The organism is Pseudomonas umsongensis, assembly GCF_002236105.1.
GTDB classification, from domain to species: domain Bacteria; phylum Pseudomonadota; class Gammaproteobacteria; order Pseudomonadales; family Pseudomonadaceae; genus Aquipseudomonas; species Aquipseudomonas umsongensis.
The window spans coordinates 88,052-107,274 of record NZ_NIWU01000007.1 but is presented as its reverse complement, the minus strand read 5'-3'; the positions used below and the strand labels follow the sequence as shown (position 1 = coordinate 107,274).

18 protein-coding genes are annotated in these 19,223 nt (G+C 59.8%); 12 read left to right on the top strand and 6 right to left on the bottom strand.

Going from position 1 to position 19,223, the window contains the following annotated elements:
• Position 1 precedes the first annotated feature (1 nt).
• Entirely contained in the window at positions 2 to 1,141 is a 1,140-nt protein-coding gene (locus PSUM_RS26420) for a DUF1120 domain-containing protein (RefSeq protein ID WP_083349704.1), read from the top strand.
• Positions 1,142 to 1,227: 86 nt separating this feature from the next.
• Positions 1,228 to 1,848: a DUF1120 domain-containing protein gene (locus tag PSUM_RS26415; RefSeq protein WP_083349705.1), complete on the top strand. Its 621-nt coding sequence runs from the start codon at positions 1,228 to 1,230 to the stop codon at positions 1,846 to 1,848.
• Positions 1,849 to 1,925: 77 nt separating this feature from the next.
• Here the strand turns inward: PSUM_RS26415 and PSUM_RS26410 are convergent, their stop codons facing one another.
• From PSUM_RS26410 to PSUM_RS26390, 5 genes are all read right to left on the bottom strand, one after another.
• Positions 1,926 to 3,233 (bottom strand): CynX/NimT family MFS transporter, encoded by a 1,308-nt coding sequence (locus PSUM_RS26410; protein ID WP_083349706.1) that lies wholly within the window; start codon positions 3,231 to 3,233, stop codon positions 1,926 to 1,928.
• On the bottom strand, positions 3,223 to 3,882 hold the full coding sequence (locus PSUM_RS26405) for a FadR/GntR family transcriptional regulator (RefSeq protein ID WP_020799848.1): 660 nt from the start codon (positions 3,880 to 3,882) through the stop codon (positions 3,223 to 3,225). The genes PSUM_RS26410 and PSUM_RS26405 overlap by 11 nt, the downstream gene beginning before the upstream one ends.
• A gap of 275 nt (positions 3,883 to 4,157) precedes the next feature.
• Positions 4,158 to 4,499 carry a Grx4 family monothiol glutaredoxin gene (gene grxD, locus PSUM_RS26400; RefSeq protein WP_007938922.1) on the bottom strand — a complete coding sequence of 114 codons (342 nt, stop codon included), beginning with the start codon at positions 4,497 to 4,499 and terminating at the stop codon, positions 4,158 to 4,160.
• A 97-nt stretch (positions 4,500 to 4,596) separates the two neighbouring features.
• Positions 4,597 to 6,702, bottom strand: coding sequence for a molybdopterin oxidoreductase family protein (locus PSUM_RS26395; protein ID WP_083349707.1), 2,106 nt, complete (start codon positions 6,700 to 6,702; stop codon positions 4,597 to 4,599).
• A gap of 134 nt (positions 6,703 to 6,836) precedes the next feature.
• A complete protein-coding gene (locus PSUM_RS26390) occupies positions 6,837 to 7,127 on the bottom strand; it encodes a hypothetical protein (RefSeq protein WP_020799851.1) in 291 nt (96 codons plus the stop codon).
• A gap of 406 nt (positions 7,128 to 7,533) precedes the next feature.
• On the opposite strand from PSUM_RS26390, the gene argF reads away from it, so the two are divergent.
• Together argF and PSUM_RS26380 are read left to right on the top strand one after the other, a co-directional pair.
• Positions 7,534 to 8,454: an ornithine carbamoyltransferase gene (gene argF / locus PSUM_RS26385; RefSeq protein ID WP_032831452.1), complete on the top strand. Its 921-nt coding sequence runs from the start codon at positions 7,534 to 7,536 to the stop codon at positions 8,452 to 8,454.
• The gene (locus PSUM_RS26380) at positions 8,451 to 9,560 is read left to right on the top strand and encodes an ABC transporter ATP-binding protein (protein WP_020799852.1); all 1,110 of its coding nucleotides are present in this window, start codon (positions 8,451 to 8,453) and stop codon (positions 9,558 to 9,560) included. Before argF ends, PSUM_RS26380 begins: the two co-directional genes overlap by 4 nt.
• 99 nt (positions 9,561 to 9,659) lie before the next feature.
• Here PSUM_RS26380 and ybaK read toward each other — a convergent pair whose 3' ends face one another.
• Positions 9,660 to 10,130: a Cys-tRNA(Pro) deacylase gene (ybaK, locus tag PSUM_RS26375; protein WP_020799853.1), complete on the bottom strand. Its 471-nt coding sequence runs from the start codon at positions 10,128 to 10,130 to the stop codon at positions 9,660 to 9,662.
• A 346-nt stretch (positions 10,131 to 10,476) separates the two neighbouring features.
• Between ybaK and PSUM_RS26370 the strand changes: the two genes are divergently transcribed.
• The 8 genes from PSUM_RS26370 (at position 10,477) to PSUM_RS26335 (ending at position 19,184) form a co-directional block, all read left to right on the top strand.
• Positions 10,477 to 11,328, top strand: a complete 852-nt coding sequence (locus tag PSUM_RS26370; protein WP_020799854.1) for an MIP/aquaporin family protein — start codon at positions 10,477 to 10,479, stop codon at positions 11,326 to 11,328.
• A gap of 76 nt (positions 11,329 to 11,404) precedes the next feature.
• The gene (gene glpK, locus PSUM_RS26365; protein ID WP_020799855.1) at positions 11,405 to 12,910 is read left to right on the top strand and encodes a glycerol kinase GlpK; all 1,506 of its coding nucleotides are present in this window, start codon (positions 11,405 to 11,407) and stop codon (positions 12,908 to 12,910) included.
• Between the two features lie 95 nt (positions 12,911 to 13,005).
• Positions 13,006 to 13,761 carry a DeoR/GlpR family transcriptional regulator gene (locus PSUM_RS26360; RefSeq protein WP_008056633.1) on the top strand — a complete coding sequence of 252 codons (756 nt, stop codon included), beginning with the start codon at positions 13,006 to 13,008 and terminating at the stop codon, positions 13,759 to 13,761.
• Positions 13,762 to 14,047: 286 nt separating this feature from the next.
• On the top strand, positions 14,048 to 15,586 hold the full coding sequence (gene glpD, locus PSUM_RS26355; RefSeq protein WP_083349708.1) for a glycerol-3-phosphate dehydrogenase: 1,539 nt from the start codon (positions 14,048 to 14,050) through the stop codon (positions 15,584 to 15,586).
• 346 nt (positions 15,587 to 15,932) lie between these two features.
• Positions 15,933 to 16,847, top strand: a complete 915-nt coding sequence (locus tag PSUM_RS26350) for a glutamate/aspartate ABC transporter substrate-binding protein (RefSeq protein WP_020800741.1) — start codon at positions 15,933 to 15,935, stop codon at positions 16,845 to 16,847.
• A 188-nt stretch (positions 16,848 to 17,035) separates the two neighbouring features.
• Positions 17,036 to 17,782, top strand: a complete 747-nt coding sequence (locus PSUM_RS26345; RefSeq protein ID WP_020800742.1) for an amino acid ABC transporter permease — start codon at positions 17,036 to 17,038, stop codon at positions 17,780 to 17,782.
• Complete coding sequence (locus tag PSUM_RS26340; RefSeq protein WP_020800743.1) at positions 17,782 to 18,453, top strand: amino acid ABC transporter permease; 672 nt, start codon at positions 17,782 to 17,784, stop codon at positions 18,451 to 18,453. The genes PSUM_RS26345 and PSUM_RS26340 overlap by 1 nt, the downstream gene beginning before the upstream one ends.
• A complete protein-coding gene (locus PSUM_RS26335) occupies positions 18,450 to 19,184 on the top strand; it encodes an amino acid ABC transporter ATP-binding protein (protein WP_015093699.1) in 735 nt (244 codons plus the stop codon). Before PSUM_RS26340 ends, PSUM_RS26335 begins: the two co-directional genes overlap by 4 nt.
• The last annotated feature ends 39 nt before the right edge of the window (positions 19,185 to 19,223 follow it).

The following is a 19,223-nucleotide window of genomic DNA, read 5'->3' as shown; positions in this document are numbered from 1 at the left end:
TATGAACCTGTTGCGCTATTGGCTGCCGGGCCTCGTCTTTGCGGTACTGAGCGGGCTCATGCCGGTCGCCCGGGCATCCACTGATGACTGTCAGTTCAACCTGAGTCAACCGCTGCTTGATTACGGTCTGATGAATCGGGCGATACGCCCCGATGCCAGTCCTGAGCGATCCTTGGGTGAGCGTCGCCTGGGCCTGAGCCTGAGCTGTTCGCAACCGGTCGACATGAGCGTGTTTTACCGGGCCATGGCGGCAACGGCCGAACGCTTTCGCTTTGCCGAACGCGGCAGCTACCAGATCAGTGTTCGCGACGCAGCGCTTGATGGTCGGTCAGTCGAGATCGGCTTGATTGCCGGTGTCGGTCAGGCGCCCGTGATGACGGCATCGAACCTGATCTGGCGGCCGGCGCACGGGATCGTTCCGGTACAGGCAGGTGTGCCGGCGCAGGGCCGCCATTTCACGGCGCAGCTCGAGCTGACTGCCTGGGTACAAGAGCAAGGTCAACAGGTGCGTGATGCAGTCACCTGGGAAACCACGGGGGAGTTCGACGCGACTAGCATCGGACGTCGCCAACAGGCGACCTTGCGCGCCCGATTCGCACCGGCGGCCTGCGAACCGGCGCTATCCAACGGTGGGCTGGTCGACTTTGGCACGCTGTCGGTAAACGACCTGAACGCGACCCAAAGCACGCGTCTGCCTGCGCGATCCCTGACGTTGAACGTGCGCTGCGATGCACCGACTACGTTCGCCATGCTCATGCATGACAACCGCTTGGGTACGGCGATAGCCAACAACGAAACGGACTACGGCCTGGGGACGGATAGCCGCAACGGCAAGATCGGTTCGTTTTCGCTGAACTTCGACCCGGTCGACGCCAGCGCCGACCCGTTCGCCAGCCTCTTTCTAACCGGTTCCGCCAATGGCGGCATGGCATGGAGCACGGCCGGCCCGACCTCGATGGCCATCGGCAAAAACAGCTACCTGGGTTTTACCGACAGCCCCGCAAATTCCGGCCCGGCACTGATCCAGAACCTCAGCACCCGGCTCACCGTCAACGCCGTCATCGCCCCTACCAACAGCCTGGATTTGAGCAGCGCCATCGACCTCGATGGCTCGGGGACGATCGAGATTATTTACCTGTAGCAAACCACCCAACCTGGTACGCGCCCCGAATGCAATCAAGCATCGTGGCCAGCCGGGACAACAACCCTAGAAGTGAGTAACACATAATGAAAAAATACTTGGCAGCACTCTCGGCCACCGCATTGATCGGCATCGCGCCTTATGCGCTTGCAGCCCCCAGCACCGATTTGACGGTCATCGGTACCATCACCCCCAATGCGTGCACGCCGACCTTGTCTGGCGGCGGGGTCGTCGACCACAAGACGATTTCGTCCAAAGACTTGAATCAGGACAAGGTCACGAACCTGCCTGACAAGACCTTGAAGCTCTCCGTGAGTTGCGATTCGGCCATTGCGTTCAGGCTGAAACCGATCGATAACCGGATTGGTTCGGGTACAGGTAGCAATATGTTCGGCCTGGGTTACATCAATGGCAATCAGAAGCTCGGCAGTGTCGATGTGCTAATCACCTATCCAATGGCCGACGGTGTTCTGGTGCAGCCTTTGGAGTCTCAAAATAATGGCGACACCTGGTTCAGAAGCATGTATATGGCACCTGCCTCCATCACAGCATTTGCTTCTACCGGTGGACCGGACACGCCGATCGCCATCAAGGACCTGGTAACCGACCTTCAGATACTCACCCAGATTGCCCGCGCCGACTCACTCGACCTGACCAACGACGTCGCCCTCGACGGCTCGATTACCCTCGAAGTCGCGTATCCATAACACCGTAGCCCACCTTGCCCGGGGCCATACCCCGGGCAAGGACTCATGCCGCTTGCTCGTCCTGCCAGCGAACGAATTCAGACTTTTTCGCTGACCACCTGAACGTACAGCGAACGCCCGGCGCCCAGCCCGGCAATGATTGCGCCGAGGCCAATCACACCGAAGATCCACCCCACGGCGTTCCAGCCGCCGGTCCAGTCGTGCACGATGCCGACCGCGAACGGCCCCATCGACGCCAGCGTGTAACCGAACCCCTGGGCCATGCTCGACAGGTTCGCCGCCACATGCGAGTCCCGCGAGCGCAACACGATCAGGGTCAACGCCAGGCTGAACGTGGCGCCCTGCCCCAACCCCAGCACAATCGCCCAGCCCCACAAGCCTTCGATCGGCGCGTACAAACAACCGAACAAACCACCCAGGGTCAGCGCCATGACGATCACGATGGCCAGGCGCTGGTCCTTGCCGCGAGTCGCCAGCCATGGCGCGGCGAGGGAGCTGATCAATTGAACGATCACCGACCCCGACAGCACCAGGCCGGCCTGGGTTGCGCTCAGGCCACGACCGATCAGGATCGACGGCAACCAGCCAAACACGATGTAGGCCAACGATGATTGCAGGCCCATGTACAAGGTGACTTGCCAGGCCAACGGGTCGCGCAGCAATCCTCGCACGCGATAGGCAACGTTATGCGCGCCGTGTTTCTGTCCGGTTTGTGGCAGCCAGAACATCGCCGCGATCAAGGCTGGGATCACCCAGAACCCGAGGCCCAGGCTCCAGCTTTTGTCGAAGTGTTCACTCAACGGCACCGTGGCGCCTGCGGCCATGGCTGCGCCCAGGCACAGGGCCATGGTGTAGACACCGGTCATGGTCCCGGCGTGTTTAGCGAAATCGCGCTTGACGATGCCCGGCAGCAATACGCCGATCACGCCGATGCTGGCACCTGCCAGCACACTGCCGGCAAACAGACCGATTTCGCCGAAGGAACTGCGCAGGATGATCCCCCCCGCCAGCGTCAGGAGAATGCCCAACACCACACGCTCGGCCCCGAAGCGGCGCGCCAGCACCGGTGCCAGCGGAGCGAACAAACCGAGGCACAGTACCGGCAACGTCGTCAGCAAACCGGCTTGGGCCGCCGACAGGCCGAGGCTTTTCGACACCTCGCTCAGCAGCGGCGCCATGCTCGACAGCGCCGGGCGCAGATTCAAAGCCACCAGGATCAGGCCCAGCAGCAACAACCACGGATGCCGCAGAACTGGCTGGGTTTGCTGGACCTGCTCGTCATCGGCCTCGGCGTCGATCAGCAGCTCTTCCAGCTCTGCCGTGCGCTTGGGTGAAGTGACATCGGTGTGCTGGCTGGACATGGCGTTCTCGGTTTCAAGGTTCATTGATCAACTGCCTCGACAGGGCTTTGGCCCGCTCCGGGTCGCGTTGCTCCACGGCATCAAGCAGTTCGACGTGCAGGTCGAACACCTCCTGGCGCCGGGGCGTGATGTTCAGGCAGTGGCGTAATTGTTCGCCGACAACGCTGGAGAAGTAGCGATACAGCTCACTGAGCGTCGGGTTGTGCGCGGCGTCCACCAGGCGTCGGTGGAACACCAGGTCACAGGCGATGTAGGTGTCGAGATCGCCGTGATAGTGGGTACCGCTGACGCCCAGTGCCTCGCGCAAGGCAACCAGGTCTTCATCGGTGCGGCGCATGGCGGCCAGGCCAATGGCCTCGACTTCCAGGATGTGCCGGGTCTCGCGGGCCTGTTCGAGTGAGCAGCGCGACAGCGCCTTTAGGGTGTCCAGCGGATCGACCACCGCGCGCAGGTAACTGCCGTCACCCTGACGGATCTCGATCAACCCGGAAAACGCCAGCACGCGCATGGCTTCGCGCACCGTGTTGCGGCTGATGCCCAGCTCTGCGGACAACTCGGGTTCTGTGGGCAAACGCTGACCGACCGCCCAGACGCCCTGGTTGATGCGCAAGCGCAACTGCTCCAAGGCCTGGTCGACCAGGGAGCGCTTGATTAACGGAGAAGTATCTGACATGGGATTCATCCTTTCATCCAATCATAGGATGAATTTTTTGACATCTTAGTCAGCTTCATCCCAAAGGACAACCTCCGCGCGCCCCTGTAGGAGCCGGCTCGCCGGCGATGGATTCAAGTGCGCCGCATTTAACCAGTTCTCACGCATTATCGATGACGACCATCGCCAGCAAGCCGGCTCCTACAGGTATTTGCGCTATCCATGTTTCCCAATCCAGAACCAAAAAAAAGGCCCTTCACGGTTTGCCGTGAAGGGCCTTTTTTGATGCCCGTGTATCAGGCTTCGGTCTTGGCTGCCGCTGCTTTGGCAGCCGCGTCCTTGATCAGCGCCTGCAACGAACCATCAGCCGACATTTCAGTCATGATGTCGCTACCGCCAACCAACTCGCCAGCTACCCACAATTGCGGGAAGGTTGGCCAGTTGGCGTATTTAGGCAGGTTGGCGCGGATTTCCGGGTTCTGCAGGATATCCACGTACGCAAATTTTTCGCCACACGCCATCACGGCCTGCGCGGCTTTCGCGGAGAAGCCGCACTGCGGGGCATTCGGCGAGCCTTTCATGTAAAGCAGAATGGTGTTGTTGGCAATCTGCTCTTTAATCGTTTCGATGATATCCATGGAGCACCTCGGCTGAACTTTCCGACTCATGGGTCGGCACGGTGGCGCATTGTAACGGAAAGCCGAGCGCCCTGCTCGGTCTCTCCGTCAGATGCGATCAGGCCGCTACCACGGTCACTGGTACACCGTTCAACGCCGCATTTCCCGACAGCTCGTCAAGCTGACACTCGTCGGTCAGGTCATTGGCGCTGGAACCCGGCTGACCACTGGCGATGCTCATTTGCACACCTGGCCGGGCATGGCCCCAACCGTGTGGAAGGCTGACCACTCCTTTCATCATATCCAGGCTGGCCAACACTTCCACTTCGATCACCCCGACCCGCGAGCTGACCCGCACCTTCTGCCCGTCGCTTAACTTGCGACTCGCCAGATCATCCGGGTGCATCAACAACTGATGACGCGGCTTGCCCTTCACCAGACGGTGATAGTTGTGCATCCATGAGTTATTGCTGCGCACATGTCGCCGACCGATCATCAACAACTCATCGCTGGTCGGCGCCTGCAATGTCGCGAAACGCGCCAGGTCGGCGAGGATTGCGGCGGGGGCAGCCTGGATTCGTTGATTGGCGGTTTTCAGGCGGGGCGCCAGGTTGGGTTTCAGTGCGCCCAGGTCAACCCCATGGGGATGATCGAACAGGGTTGCCAGCGACAGCTTGTGCGGCGACGCGTCGCCGTACAGTCCCATGCGCAAACCGCGGTCGATCATCTGCGCCGGAGCGATAGTGGGCTTCAACTCCTTGCCGGTCTTCGCTGCAAACGCCTGGGCCAACCCGACGAAAATCTCCCAGTCGTGCAATGCACCCTCGGGCTTGGGCAGGATGGCGCGGTTGAAGCGGCTGACATTGCGCACCGCAAACATATTGAAGGTGGTGTCGTAATGATCGTTTTCCAGCGCAGAAGTAGACGGCAGGATCAGGTCGGCATAACGCGTGGTTTCATTGATGTACAGGTCGACACTGACCATGAACTCCAGGCCGTCCAGCGCCTGCTCGAGCTGGCGTCCATTGGGCGTGGACAGCACCGGGTTGCCCGCCACGGTGATCAATGCACGGACCTGCCCTTCGCCTTCGGTGAGCATCTCTTCGGCCAGCGCCGAGACCGGCAGTTCGCCACCGTACTCCGGGCGCCCGGACACCCGACTCTGCCACACATTGAAGTGCCCACCCGACGTCGAAGCCACCAGGTCCACCGCCGGTTCCGTGCACAAGGCACCGCCGACGCGGTCGAGGTTGCCGGTAACCAGGTTGATCAACTGCACCAGCCAATGGCACAGGGTGCCGAATGCCTGGGTCGAGACGCCCATGCGTCCGTAGCAAACCGCCGTGGGTGCGGCGGCAAAATCCCGTGCCAATTGGCGGATCCGCTCCGCCGGCACCGCACACAATGGACTCATGACGTCGGCGGAGAAACCGGTCACGGCTTCGCGCACCTGGTCCAGACCGTCCACTGGCAAATGACTGTCGCGGATCAGGCCTTCGGCGAACAGGGTATGCAGCAGACCGAACAGCAGCGCCGCATCGCCACCGGGGCGCACGAACAGATGCTGGTCGGCGATTGCCGCCGTTTCGCTGCGACGCGGATCGACCACCACGACCTTGCCGCCTCGGGCCTGGATCGCCTTCAAGCGTTTTTCCACGTCGGGCACGGTCATGATGCTGCCGTTGGAGGCCAGCGGGTTGCCGCCCAGGATCAACATGAAGTCGGTGTGGTCGATGTCCGGTATCGGCAACAGCAAACCGTGGCCATACATCAAGTGACTGGTCAGGTGATGGGGCAACTGGTCGACCGACGTCGCGGAATACCGGTTACGGGTTTTCAGCAAGCCAAGGAAGTAATTGCTGTGGGTCATCAACCCATAGTTGTGCACGCTGGGGTTGCCTTGATAGACCGCCACCGCATTCTGCCCGTGGCGCTCCTGAATCGCGGCCAGGCGTTCGGCGACCAGGTTGAAGGCGTCGTCCCATTCGATGGGTTGCCACTCGCTGCCCACCCGTCGCATTGGCTGATGCAGGCGATCCGGATCGTTCTGGATGTCTTGCAGGGCAACCGCTTTGGGGCAGATGTGCCCACGGCTGAAGCTGTCCTGGGGGTCGCCCTTGATCGAGGTGATCTGCAGGTTGCCCTCGAGCTCGGTGGTTTCGATGGTCAGCCCGCAAATGGCTTCACACAAATGGCACGCACGGTGATGGAGAGTCTTGGTCATGGCCAGTCTCTGTCTTGTTCTGGGCGGGCAATAGCGACCGCGGAAACAAAACTATGGTGCCTGCCCCTCCAGCGCGCCAGCGACGTTCATCTTGTGAATCGGTTGTTATCAGGCCTGCCGATAACCGCAAGCCATCAGCTCGAAGGCAACCTCGGCGGCGCCTGCAACTGGATTTCCTGGAGGGTTTCGACCGGCCCTTGGGCTGCGTGCACACCGGTCAGCTCGCCAATTAGACGCCAGTGTTCGTCGAGCCCGGCACTGATGGTGACCATGCGATCGATCATGCGCCGCCCTGCGTCGCGTGTGACCTGGTCGTCGCTGCGCAGCAGTTCGAAAGACATCGATGTCATGGAGGCGGTCAGGTGAGTCAGGGAGCGTGCCGTGAGGCCGAGCAATTCCATAAGCTGCTGTTCTTTCGATTCCATCGCTGAGCTTCCTGCGTCACTCGTGAATTAGTTATAACCCAGCACTTTGCATTCGCAAGTATTTCAGATCGGCTGCGCCCGGCACCAAGGTCACGAACCACCGGCCGAAAACCGACTGTCTGTTCGCCATCCCCGCCCCTCTGGATTGCCAAGTTCCAAGGCCCCGGTGTACAAATGACTGGCTGCAGTCAGGAAACAGGCTTCAAAAGCGCTATTGCGGTCCACCGATAGCCCCTCTGAAATCCCCTAAAAACCGTAGCCCTATTGGTAAGACGCGACATTTAATTATAAGATCGCGCCTTCCCCTATTTCGTCGCCCCGTGCGGCTTACGCCGCAGGTCTCGCCCGTTGTTCCGTTAAACAAGGCTTTGAGCATCTGCGGTTTGTAGCAAAAAGGTAGTCAATGATGAGCGCAAGGCACTTTCTCTCCCTGATGGATTGCACGCCCCAAGAGCTGGTCAGCGTGATCCGTCGAGGCGTTGAGCTCAAAGACCTGCGTAACCGCGGTGTACTGTTCGAGCCTTTGAAAAACCGCGTGCTCGGGATGATTTTCGAAAAGTCCTCGACCCGCACCCGAATTTCGTTCGAAGCCGGCATGATCCAGCTCGGTGGCCAGGCGATCTTCCTGTCGCCGCGCGATACCCAATTGGGCCGTGGCGAGCCAATCGGCGACTGCGCGATCGTCATGTCGAGCATGCTCGACGCCGTGATGATCCGCACCTTTGCCCACAGCAACCTGACCGAATTCGCCGCCAATTCCCGCGTGCCGGTGATCAACGGCCTGTCCGACGACCTGCACCCGTGCCAGTTGCTGGCCGACATGCAGACGTTCCTCGAGCACCGTGGCTCCATCCAGGGCAAGACCGTTGCCTGGATCGGTGACGGCAACAACATGTGCAACAGTTATATAGAAGCGGCGATCCAGTTCGACTTCCAGTTGCGCATCGCCTGCCCGGAAGGTTACGAACCCAATCCCGAATTCGTGGCCAAGGCCGGCGATCGGGTGACCATCGTTCGTGATCCCCAGGACGCCGTGCGCGGTGCGCATCTGGTGAGCACTGACGTCTGGACCTCCATGGGCCAGGAAGAAGAGACTGCCAAGCGCCTGCAGCTGTTTGCTCCGTACCAGGTCAACCGTGCCCTGCTCGACCTGGCCGCCCCGGACGTACTGTTCATGCATTGCTTGCCAGCTCACCGCGGCGAAGAGATCAGCCTCGACCTGCTCGACGACCCGCGCTCGGTGGCATGGGACCAGGCTGAAAACCGGCTTCACGCACAAAAGGCCCTGCTCGAGTTTCTGGTCGAAGCGGCGTACCACCACGCATGAGCCAGCCATTACTGCTTAACCTGCGCAACCTCGCCTGCGGCTATCAAGACCAGCGCGTGGTGCAAAACCTCAACCTGCATTTGAACGCCGGTGACATCGGCTGCCTGCTGGGCTCCTCGGGCTGCGGCAAGACCACCACCCTGCGTGCCATTGCCGGCTTCGAACCGGTGCACGAAGGTGACATCCAGCTGGCTGGCGAGACCATCTCCAGTGCCGGTTTCACCCTCGCGCCCGAGAAACGTCGCATCGGCATGGTGTTCCAGGACTACGCCCTGTTTCCGCATTTGAGCGTGGCTGACAACATCGCCTTCGGCATTCGCAAACATCCGAACAAGGATCGCGTCACCGAAGAGTTGCTCGAACTGGTCAACCTGAAAAACCTCGGCAAGCGTTACCCCCACGAGCTCTCCGGTGGCCAGCAGCAACGGGTCGCCCTGGCTCGCGCCCTGGCGCCAGAACCGCAATTGCTGCTGCTGGACGAACCGTTCTCCAACCTCGACGGAGAATTGCGCCGCAAACTCAGCCACGAGGTGCGCGACATCCTCAAGGCCCGTGGCACCAGCGCGATCCTGGTCACCCACGACCAGGAAGAGGCCTTCGCGGTCAGCGATCACGTCGGCGTGTTCAAGGAAGGCCGGCTTGAGCAATGGGATACGCCCTACAACCTCTATCACGAACCACTGACACCCTATGTGGCCAGCTTCATCGGCCAGGGTTACTTCATTCGCGGCCAGTTGAGCAGCCCGGAGTCGGTGCAGACGGAACTCGGTGAATTGCGCGGCAACCGCGCCTACACCTGGCCGGTCGGCGGTGCGGTGGATGTATTGCTGCGTCCGGACGATATCGTCTATGCGCCAGACAGTGCATTGAAGGCGCGGATCGTCGGCAAGTCTTTCCAGGGTGCCTCGACGCTTTACCGCCTGCAAATGCTGACCGGCGCACAACTGGAATCGATTTTCCCGAGCCACGTCGATCATCTGATCGGCGCAGAAGTCGGCATTCGTGTGGCAGCGGAACACCTGGTGCTGTTCCAGGCGTCCGGCAGTACGGCGGCGCATATTCCGACGGTTGATTCCGGGGTTCGGCGCTACAGCACTGCGCACTGATCAACAGCAAAAGATCGCAGCCTGCGGCAGCTCCTACATTGGAATGCGCTCCCTGTAGGAGCTGCCGCAGGCTGCGATCTTTTCGTTTTCAACCCAAGTTCAAGCTCGGCCTATATCGGCGAATGTTGCCTGGGTGTGCTCCGCCAGCACCGCCGGTGCCAGTTCGACCTCCAACCCCCGCCGTCCCGCACTGACAAAAATGCTCGCCAACGGCTGGGCCGAACTGTCGATAAAGGTCCGCAAGCGCTTCTTCTGTCCCAGCGGGCTAATACCGCCCAGTAGATAACCGGTGGAGCGTTGCGCCGCCGCAGGGTCGGCCATTTCGACCTTCTTCACCTTGGCCGCATGGGCCAGGCCCTTCAAGTCCAGGCTTCCGCCGACGGGCACCACCGCAACCAGCAATTCGCCTTTCTCACTGGCCGCCAGCAAGGTCTTGAACACTTGCGCCGGGTCCAGTCCGAGCTTCTCCGCCGCTTCCAGCCCATAGGAAGCGGCCTTCGGGTCATGTTCATAACTGTGCACACGGTGTTCGGCGCGAACCTTTTTCAGCAAATCCAATGCGGGTGTCATGACAGCTCCAGACTGGGTGGCGGTAGAAATCCTCGGCCGGATTCTAAGACATTGACCCACAAAAGGCTCTATTGCGGCACTGCCTTAAAAAAGCCCATGTGATTTTGCACACTCACCGACGCGATCATTCACAGAACTAATAGATTATTTGTGACCAGCGGTTCACTTTCGACCTTTGACATCAGCGTTTCTTGTCTATATTTTTTCGTTTCTGAAACTGTATGAAATGTCTTACCGCAGTACCCAGCTGTAAAACGGGAACAGGATGGGGATCCTGCCTCAATGAAGAACGCGCTTCGACCATGATGAAATGAAAGCGCCAGACAAGAAAAACAATGAGGTTTCAATGACAACTGCTTTACAACAACCGTCGCTGTCGAGCCAATGCATGGCCGAGTTCCTGGGGACTGCGCTGCTGATCTTCTTTGGTACGGGCTGCGTTGCCGCGCTCAAGGTCGCGGGTGCCAGCTTTGGCCTCTGGGAAATCAGCATTATCTGGGGTATTGGCGTGAGCATGGCGATCTACTTGACCGCCGGGGTTTCCGGCGCTCACCTGAACCCTGCCGTCAGTATCGCACTGAGCATTTTTGCCGACTTCGAAAAGCGCAAACTGCCTTTCTACATCGTCGCCCAGGTGGCGGGTGCCTTTTGCGGCGCATTACTGGTGTACACGCTATACAGCAATCTATTCTTCGATTTCGAACAAACTCACCAAATGGTTCGCGGCAGTGCGGCCAGCCTCGAATTGGCGTCGGTGTTCTCCACCTTCCCCAATCCAGGCTTGTCCACGGCCCAGGCGTTCCTTGTCGAAGTGATCATCACCGCCATCCTGATGGGCGTGATCATGTCGCTGACCGACGATAACAATGGCCTGCCCAACGGCCCGCTGGCGCCGATACTGATCGGCCTGCTGATTGCGGTGATTGGTAGTTCCATGGGCCCGCTGACCGGTTTTGCGATGAACCCGGCACGGGACTTCGGTCCTAAACTGATGACTTTCTTCGCTGGCTGGGGTGAAATTTCCTTCACTGGCGGCCGCGATATCCCGTACTTCCTGATTCCGGTTTTTGCGCCGATTGTCGGTGCCTGCCTGGGTGCTGCCGCCTACCGCGGCTTGATTGCCCGTCACTTGCCTGGCGCCGCGCCTGCTACACAGGATGCAACACCGGCCATTGACGGCAAGCCCAGAATTTCCTGATAGCGTTGGCGCGCGAAACCTGCCCGTTTGCTCGCGCGCCAGACCTCACTTCCCTTTTTCGTCCAAGGCAATCGACATGACCGACACTCAGAACAAGAATTACATCATTGCCCTCGATCAGGGTACGACCAGCTCGCGCGCGATCATTTTCGATCGCGACGCCAACGTGGTCTGCACCGCACAGCGCGAGTTCGCGCAGCATTATCCACAAGCCGGCTGGGTCGAACACGATCCGATGGAAATCTTCGCCACCCAAAGCGCGGTGATGGTCGAGGCCCTGGCGCAAGCTGGCCTGCATCACGATCAGGTCGCAGCCATCGGCATCACCAACCAGCGTGAAACCACGGTGGTCTGGGACAAGAATACCGGCCGCCCGATCTACAACGCGATCGTCTGGCAATGTCGGCGCAGTACCGAAATCTGCCAACAGCTCAAGCGCGATGGCCATGAGCAATACATCAGCGAAACCACGGGACTGGTTACCGACCCGTACTTTTCCGGCACAAAGCTCAAGTGGATTCTCGACAACGTCGAGGGCAGCCGCGAGCGCGCGCGCAACGGTGAGCTGCTGTTCGGCACTGTCGACAGCTGGCTGATCTGGAAATTTACCGGCGGCAAGGTGCACGTCACTGACTACACCAACGCCTCGCGCACGATGCTCTTCAACATCCACACCCTGGAGTGGGATGCGAAGATGCTGGAGTTGCTGGACATCCCCCGGGAAATGTTGCCGCAGGTGAAGTCCTCTTCGGAAATTTACGGCCACACCAAAAGCGGCATCGCCATCGGTGGTATCGCTGGCGACCAGCAGGCCGCCCTGTTCGGGCAGATGTGCGTCGAATCCGGCCAAGCGAAAAACACCTACGGCACCGGTTGCTTCCTGCTGATGAACACCGGTGACAAAGCCGTGAAATCCAACCACGGCATGCTCACCACCATCGCTTGCGGCCCACGCGGCGAAGTCGCCTATGCATTGGAAGGGGCGGTGTTCAACGGCGGCTCCACCGTCCAATGGCTGCGCGATGAGTTGAAGGTCATCAACGACGCCCACGACACCGAATACTTCGCCAACAAGGTCAAGGACAGCAACGGCGTGTACCTGGTGCCAGCCTTCACCGGCCTCGGCGCGCCGTACTGGGACCCTTACGCCCGTGGGGCGCTGTTCGGCCTGACCCGTGGCGTGCGCGTCGACCACATCATTCGCGCCGCGCTGGAATCGATTGCCTATCAGACCCGCGACGTCCTCGACGCCATGCAGCAGGATGCCGGCGAACGCCTCAAGGCCCTTCGCGTTGACGGCGGTGCAGTGGCGAACAACTTCCTGATGCAGTTCCAGGCCGACATTCTCGGCACCCAGGTCGAGCGTCCGCAGATGCGCGAAACCACGGCATTGGGCGCCGCTTACCTGGCGGGACTGGCCTGTGGCTTCTGGGGCAGCCTGGACGAGTTGCGCGGCAAGGCTGTGATCGAGCGCCAGTTCGAACCGACCCTGGATGAAGCGGCGAAGGAAAAACTCTACGCCGGCTGGAAAAAAGCCGTCAGCCGCACACGCGATTGGGAGCCTCACGAAGGGGCTGAATAAGCCAGGCTGAAGGCTCGTATCGGGATGTAACTGGTAGGGAGCAGATTCCTGCGGCATCATGGGCAAATTTTGCACGGCAGCCCAAAGGACGCCCCATGAATCTGCCTCCCCGTCAGCAGCAAATCCTCGAACTGGTTCGCGAACGCGGTTATGTGAGCATCGAGGAAATGGCCACGCTGTTCGTTGTTACCCCGCAGACCATCCGCCGCGACATCAATCAGCTGGCGGAAGCCAATCTGTTGCGCCGCTACCACGGTGGCGCGGCTTACGATTCCAGTGTTGAAAACACTGCCTACGCCATGCGCGCCGATCAGATGCGCGACGAGAAACAGCGCATCGGCGAAGCCATTGCCGCACAGATCCCCGACCACGCTTCGCTGTTCATCAATATCGGTACGACCACTGAGTCGATTGCCCGCGCCCTGCTCAATCACAATCACCTGAAGATCATCACCAATAACCTGCACGTGGCCTCGATGCTCAGCGCCAAGGACGACTTCGACGTCTTGCTGACCGGAGGCAATGTGCGGCGTGACGGCGGCGTGGTCGGCCAGGCCAGCGTCGACTTCATCAACCAGTTCAAGGTCGACTTTGCCTTGGTCGGCATCAGCGGCATCGATGAAGATGGCAGCCTGCTGGATTTCGATTATCAGGAAGTGCGGGTATCCCAGGCGATCATCGCCAACGCGCGCAAAGTGATTCTCGCCGCCGACTCCAGCAAATTCGGGCGCAACGCCATGATCCGCCTGGGGCCCATCAGCCTGATCGATTGCCTGGTGACCGACCAGCAGCCGGTGCCGGCGCTGACGCAGTTGTTGAATCAACACAAGATTCGCCTCGAAGTCGTTTAACCCCTGCGCGATTCTCGTTCCCACGCTCCGCGTGGGAATGCCGCCCGGGACGCTCCGCGTCCCAATTCCAGCGCCGACGCAGAGCGTCTATTGATGCATTCCCACGCAGAGCATGGGAACGATCAGCGCGAGAATGTTCGAATATTTTCCTTTAACCGCCCTTCGATGAGTTTTTTCAATCGAAGTCGACTGGCTGTGCGTGTCTTTATGGGCTAATATTTTCGCAAATGAACATTAATGTTCGAATTCAAATACAGAAAATCAAAGAATTCCGAGGCCTTAGCCGATGCCCACTTCTATTTCACCTACGCCTCCTCTCGCCGAGGTCTACGATATCGCCGTCATTGGTGGCGGGATCAATGGCGCAGGGATCGCGGCAGACGCCGCGGGCCGCGGGCTCTCGGTGTTCCTTTGCGAAAAGGATGACCTGGCCAGCCACACCTCATCGGCCAGCAGCAAGCTGATCCACGGCGGCCTGCGTTACCTTGAACATTACGAATTCCGCCTGGTGCGCGAAGCCCTGGCCGAGCGCGAAGTGCTGCTGGCCAAGGCCCCGCACATCGTCAAGCCAATGCGTTTCGTACTCCCGCATCGCCCGCACCTGCGTCCGGCCTGGATGATCCGCGCTGGCCTGTTCCTCTATGACAACCTGGGTAAACGGGAAAAGCTGGCCGGTTCCAAAAGCCTGAAGTTCGGTCCCGACAGCGCGCTGAAAAGTGAAATCACCAAAGGCTTCGAGTATTCCGACTGCTGGGTCGACGATGCGCGCCTGGTGGTATTGAATGCCATGGCCGCCCGGGAAAAAGGCGCACACGTCCACACCCAGACCCGCTGCGTCAGCGCGCGTCGCACCAAAGGCCTCTGGCACCTGCACCTGGAGCGCGCCGATGGCAGCTTGTTTTCGATCAGTGCCAAGGCGCTGGTGAACGCAGCCGGTCCCTGGGTCGCCAAGTTCATTCGTGACGACCTGAAAATGGAATCGCCATACGGCATCCGCCTGATCCAGGGCAGCCACCTGATCGTGCCGAAGCTCTATGAAGGCGATCATGCGCACATCTTGCAGAACGAAGACCAGCGCATCGTCTTCACCATTCCATACCTCAATCACTTCACCCTGATCGGCACCACCGACCGCGAGTACACCGGTGATCCGGCAAAAGTGGCGATTACCGAGGCCGAAACCGATTACCTGCTGCAAGTGGTCAACGCCCACTTCAAAAAACAGATCGGCCGTGGCGATATCCTGCACAGCTACTCCGGCGTTCGTCCGCTGTGCAACGACGAGTCCGACAACCCGTCGGCCGTCACCCGCGACTACACCCTGGCGCTGTCGGGCAGTGGCGAGGAAGCGCCCCTGCTGTCGGTATTCGGCGGCAAACTGACCACCTATCGCAAGCTGGCCGAATCGGCGCTGGCGCAACTGGCGTCGCACTTCCCGCACATCTTGCCAAGCTGGACCGCCAACTCCCCGCTGCCGGGCGGCGAAGACATGAGCACACCGCAGGCGCTGAGCGCGCAGATCCGTGACAAGTTCGACTGGATCCCCAGCGAAATCTCGCGCCGTTGGGCCACCACCTACGGCAGTCGCACCTGGCGCATGCTCGAAGGCGTACAGAACCTCAACGACATGGGCGAACACATTGGCGGCGGTCTCTACACCCGCGAAGTCGATTACCTGTGCAGCGAAGAGTGGGCGACCAGCGCTCGCGACATTCTGTGGCGGCGCAGCAAGCTCGGCTTGTTCACCACCCCCGAGCAACAGCAAAGGCTCGCCGATTACTTGAGCAAGGTCGAGCAGAACCGCAGCAAGATTGAAGCAGCCTGACGGATTGCTTGAATAGAGCAGCAGATCAAAAGATCGCAGCCTGCGGCAGCTCCTACAGAGGAAGCGAGTTGCCGCAGGCTGCGATCTTTTTTCGTTCGGTTTTCCGAACGCGACTGGGTGGTCAATTCGGTTAACCGGATTCCCCTTACCTAAAAAAACCTCAATAAATATTTAATCTCCTTATAAATCAATGTATTGAACCATCGAGCCTGGCCTGGCACGAGTCATGCTCTACACTCTTGGACGAATGTTTGTTGTACCGACGCTCCAGGAGCCGTCGGGCATTCGAAGCACAAAAGGGCCGACGAACTGGCTCCATAAAAAAAACAATGTCGAGGAAAATTTGATGCGCATCGTTCCCCATATCCTGGGCGCAGCCATTGCTGCCGCTCTGATCAGCACGCCAGTTTTCGCCGCCGAACTCACCGGCACCCTGAAAAAGATCAAAGAGTCCGGTGTCATCACCCTCGGGCATCGTGACGCTTCCATCCCGTTCTCCTACATTGCGGACGCTTCCGGCAAACCGGTCGGCTACTCCCACGACATCCAGCTGAAAGTCGTCGAAGCGCTGAAAAAAGAACTGGATCTGCCGAACCTGCAGGTCAAGTACAACCTCGTCACCTCGCAAACCCGTATCCCGCTGGTGCAGAACGGCACCGTGGACCTGGAATGCGGTTCGACCACCAACAACGTCGAGCGCCAGCAACAAGTCGACTTCTCCGTCGGCATCTTCGAAATCGGTACTCGCCTGCTGTCCAAGGCAGACTCCAAGTACAAGGATTTCCCGGACCTGGCCGGCAAGAACGTCGTGACCACCGCCGGCACCACGTCCGAGCGCATCCTCAAGGCGATGAACGCCGACAAGCAGATGGGCATGAACGTCATCTCCGCCAAAGACCACGGCGAGTCCTTCCAGATGCTGGAAACCGGTCGCGCCGTTGCATTCATGATGGACGACGCCCTGCTGGCCGGTGAAGCGGCCAAGGCCAAGAAAGCCAGTGACTGGGCCGTGACCGGTACGCCACAGTCCTACGAAATCTACGGCTGCATGGTGCGCAAAGGCGACGAGCCGTTCAAAAAGGCCGTGGATGACGCCATCAAGGCCACCTACGCATCGGGCGAGATCAACAAGATCTACGAGAAATGGTTCATGCAGCCAATCCCGCCAAAAGGCCTGAACCTGAACTTCCCGATGAGCGACGAGCTCAAGGCCCTGATCGCCAATCCGACCGATAAAGCGGCTGACGACAAGAAATCCTGATTTCTGACTAACCTTATCTCCTGAGAGGGCCACTGCCCTCTCGGGAGGTTGTCACTCCCTGCTGGCATTTCTGGAAACACTCGAACTGGTGGCTGTCGAGCCGGTGGCGTGTGCCCGAGCATCACGTTCGGGCGGGAACGGAGCTTCCCCCAAGCGGGTACATCGATTGATCTCAAGGGGAGACCCTAATGAATTACAACTGGGACTGGGGCGTGTTCTTCAAGTCCACTGGCGTTGGCAGCGAGACGTATCTCGACTGGTACATCGCCGGCCTGGGCTGGACCATCGGCATCGCCATCGCGGCCTGGATCATTGCCCTGACACTGGGTTCGATCCTGGGCGTCATGCGCACCGTGCCGAACCGCATCGTATCGGGCATCGCCACCTGCTACGTCGAACTCTTCCGTAATGTGCCGCTGCTGGTTCAGCTGTTCATCTGGTACTTCCTGGTACCCGACCTGCTGCCTGCCGACCTGCAAGAGTGGTACAAGCAGGACCTGAACCCGACCACCTCGGCATTCCTCAGCGTTGTCGTGTGCCTGGGCCTGTTCACCACCGCCCGCGTTTGCGAACAGGTGCGCACCGGTATCCAGGCGCTGCCTCGCGGCCAGGAGTCTGCAGCCCGCGCCATGGGCTTCAAGTTGCCGCAGATCTACTGGAACGTACTGCTGCCCCAGGCGTATCGAATCATCATTCCACCGCTCACCTCGGAATTCCTCAACGTCTTCAAGAACACCTCCGTGGCCTCGCTGATCGGTTTGATGGAGCTGCTGGCGCAAACCAAACAGACTGCCGAGTTTTCCGCGAACCTGTTCGAAGCCTTCACCCTGGCCACGCTGATCTACTTCACCCTGAACATGAGCCTGATGTTGCTGATGCGCCTGGTCGAGAAGAAAGTCGCCGTACCGGGCCTGATTTCCGTAGGGGGTAAATGATGGAATTCGATTTCTCGGGCATCATCCCGTCCCTGCCGGGCCTGTGGAACGGCATGGTCATGACCCTCAAGTTGATGGCCATGGGCGTGATCGGCGGGATCATCCTCGGTACCATCCTGGCGCTGTGCCGTCTGTCGCACAACAAATTGCTGTCGAACCTGGCCGGCGCGTACGTCAACTATTTCCGCTCGATCCCGTTGCTGCTGGTGATCACCTGGTTCTATCTGGCGGTGCCGTTCGTGCTGCGCTGGATCACCGGCGAAGACACCCCGATCGGTGCGTTCACCTCCTGCATCGTGGCGTTCATGATGTTCGAAGCGGCGTACTTCTGCGAAATCGTCCGTGCTGGCGTGCAGTCGATTCCCAAGGGCCAGATGGGGGCTGCCAAGGCACTGGGCATGACTTACGGCCAGATGATGCGCCTGATCATCCTGCCCCAGGCGTTCCGCAAGATGACCCCGCTGCTGTTGCAACAGAGCATCATCCTGTTCCAGGACACCTCGCTGGTGTACGCCGTCGGTCTGGTGGACTTCCTCAATGCCTCGCGCGCCAGTGGCGACATCATTGGCCGCTCCAATGAGTTCCTGATTTTCGCGGGTCTCGTGTACTTCATCATCAGCTTTTCCGCCTCGCTGCTGGTCAAGCGTCTGCAAAAAAGGTTCGCCGTATGATCTCTATCAAAAGCATCAACAAGTGGTATGGGGACTTCCAGGTACTGACTGATTGCAGCACCGAGGTCAAGAAAGGCGAAGTGATCGTGGTATGCGGGCCGTCCGGTTCCGGCAAGTCGACCCTGATCAAGTGCGTCAACGCCCTGGAACCGTTCCAGAAAGGCGACATCGTGGTTGACGGCACCTCCATCGCCGACCCGAAGACCAACCTGCCGAAACTGCGTTCGCGCGTGGGCATGGTGTTCCAGCATTTCGAACTGTTCCCGCACCTGACCATCACTGAAAACCTGACCATCGCGCAGATCAAGGTGCTGGGCCGCAGCAAGGAAGAGGCCACCAAGAAAGGCCTGCAACTGCTTGAACGTGTTGGCCTCTCGGCTCACGCCCACAAGCACCCGGGACAACTCTCCGGTGGCCAGCAGCAGCGTGTGGCGATTGCCCGCGCGCTGGCGATGGACCCGATCGTCATGCTGTTCGACGAACCGACCTCGGCGCTGGACCCGGAAATGGTCAACGAAGTGCTGGACGTGATGGTGCAACTGGCCCACGAAGGCATGACCATGATGTGCGTAACCCACGAAATGGGTTTCGCCCGTAAAGTGGCCGACCGGGTGATCTTCATGGACCAGGGCAAGATCATCGAAGACTGCAAGAAAGAGGAGTTCTTCGGCGACATCAGCCACCGCGCCGAGCGTACGCAGCACTTCCTCAACAAGATCCTGCAACACTAACAGCAACACGGCCGCCCCTCTGTAGGAGCGAGCATGCTC

Excerpts from the sequence above, each read along its gene's own strand:
- PSUM_RS26420 (WP_083349704.1), top strand. The coding sequence starts at position 2 with ATGAACCTGTTGCGCTATTGGCTGCCGGGCCTCGTCTTTGCGGTACTG.
- PSUM_RS26415 (WP_083349705.1), top strand. The coding sequence starts at position 1,228 with ATGAAAAAATACTTGGCAGCACTCTCGGCCACCGCATTGATCGGCATC.
- PSUM_RS26410 (WP_083349706.1), bottom strand. The coding sequence starts at position 3,233 with ATGAACCTTGAAACCGAGAACGCCATGTCCAGCCAGCACACCGATGTC.
- PSUM_RS26405 (WP_020799848.1), bottom strand. The coding sequence starts at position 3,882 with ATGTCAGATACTTCTCCGTTAATCAAGCGCTCCCTGGTCGACCAGGCC.
- grxD (WP_007938922.1), bottom strand. The coding sequence starts at position 4,499 with ATGGATATCATCGAAACGATTAAAGAGCAGATTGCCAACAACACCATT.
- PSUM_RS26395 (WP_083349707.1), bottom strand. The coding sequence starts at position 6,702 with ATGACCAAGACTCTCCATCACCGTGCGTGCCATTTGTGTGAAGCCATT.
- PSUM_RS26390 (WP_020799851.1), bottom strand. The coding sequence starts at position 7,127 with ATGGAATCGAAAGAACAGCAGCTTATGGAATTGCTCGGCCTCACGGCA.
- argF (WP_032831452.1), top strand. The coding sequence starts at position 7,534 with ATGAGCGCAAGGCACTTTCTCTCCCTGATGGATTGCACGCCCCAAGAG.
- PSUM_RS26380 (WP_020799852.1), top strand. The coding sequence starts at position 8,451 with ATGAGCCAGCCATTACTGCTTAACCTGCGCAACCTCGCCTGCGGCTAT.
- ybaK (WP_020799853.1), bottom strand. The coding sequence starts at position 10,130 with ATGACACCCGCATTGGATTTGCTGAAAAAGGTTCGCGCCGAACACCGT.
- PSUM_RS26370 (WP_020799854.1), top strand. The coding sequence starts at position 10,477 with ATGACAACTGCTTTACAACAACCGTCGCTGTCGAGCCAATGCATGGCC.
- glpK (WP_020799855.1), top strand. The coding sequence starts at position 11,405 with ATGACCGACACTCAGAACAAGAATTACATCATTGCCCTCGATCAGGGT.
- PSUM_RS26360 (WP_008056633.1), top strand. The coding sequence starts at position 13,006 with ATGAATCTGCCTCCCCGTCAGCAGCAAATCCTCGAACTGGTTCGCGAA.
- glpD (WP_083349708.1), top strand. The coding sequence starts at position 14,048 with ATGCCCACTTCTATTTCACCTACGCCTCCTCTCGCCGAGGTCTACGAT.
- PSUM_RS26350 (WP_020800741.1), top strand. The coding sequence starts at position 15,933 with ATGCGCATCGTTCCCCATATCCTGGGCGCAGCCATTGCTGCCGCTCTG.
- PSUM_RS26345 (WP_020800742.1), top strand. The coding sequence starts at position 17,036 with ATGAATTACAACTGGGACTGGGGCGTGTTCTTCAAGTCCACTGGCGTT.
- PSUM_RS26340 (WP_020800743.1), top strand. The coding sequence starts at position 17,782 with ATGGAATTCGATTTCTCGGGCATCATCCCGTCCCTGCCGGGCCTGTGG.
- PSUM_RS26335 (WP_015093699.1), top strand. The coding sequence starts at position 18,450 with ATGATCTCTATCAAAAGCATCAACAAGTGGTATGGGGACTTCCAGGTA.